Source organism: Candidatus Symbiopectobacterium sp. NZEC135 (assembly GCF_025962695.1).
Genome location: NZ_JAGFPF010000788.1, coordinates 1 through 937 on the forward strand (window position 1 = coordinate 1; position 937 = coordinate 937).

Sequence of the window (937 nt, forward strand, 5' to 3'; positions counted from 1 at the left end):
CTGGCGTGCAACAAATGAATACATAGTAACCCTCTAGATAGGCTTAGTGACTATTTTATTATTTTTCAATTGACTAATCTTCTTTCTAGACGTTTAACCTGATTCCTATCTGGCAGTGCCCGACCCTGGACAATTTACCTGTCACTTACTGTATATCGGCCAGAAACCGCTTTAATATTAGTCTTTTCAGGTAAGAATTGCCGTGGCCCTACTTATATTTGACGTTTTTGAGGGGTAGAACGCATCGCGAATCGGCGTGCAGTGGCAAGGGGGGGACAGAAGAAAGGCTGGCGAGAAGGAGGTTGCCCGTCGCCGGTCATGACAGCGATGGCAACCTCGTGTGAAAATATCAGGCAATATTTCTCTTTTGCAGTGCTAAACCGAGTGGCGGTGTCGTGACTGTTGGGTTTCTCCCGGCTGAGGGGCGTGACGCATTTACCTGGAATACGCTCATCAAGGAGACCAGGTGTTGCGCCTGATCGCGTAAACCGTCGGCAACGCTGCTTGATTCTTCCACCAAAACCGTATTTTGTTGGGTGACGAGATCCAATTGGCTGACGGCATCATTGATTTGTCTGACGCCTTGCTCCTGTTCTTGTGTGGTCACGCCAATCTCATTCACGCTCACCGCGACGTGGCGCGATTGTTTTACCAGTTCGTCAATAGTCGCACCGGCTCGACTGACCAACTGTGAACCGTTATTCACGCAGCCGACGCTATCCTGAATGAGCCTTTTAATTTCTTTTGCCGCAGATGCAGAACGTTGCGCCAGAGAGCGAACTTCTCCAGCCACCACGGCAAAACCGCGCCCTTGTTCTCCGGCTCGCGCCGCTTCAACCGCAGCATTGAGCGCCAGGATATTGGTTTGAAAAGCAATACCATCAATGACGGCAATGATTTCATTGATCTTGTTTGAGCTTTGGCTAATCTCACTCAT

Annotated in this window: 1 protein-coding gene; it reads right to left on the reverse strand. The window is 49.5% G+C overall.

Annotation, left to right across the window (positions count from 1 at the left end; genetic code table 11):
* Positions 1 to 349: 349 nt before the first annotated feature.
* Positions 350 to 937 (reverse strand): methyl-accepting chemotaxis protein (locus tag J5224_RS30460; RefSeq protein ID WP_264628774.1); only part of this gene is annotated, 588 nt, incomplete at its 5' end.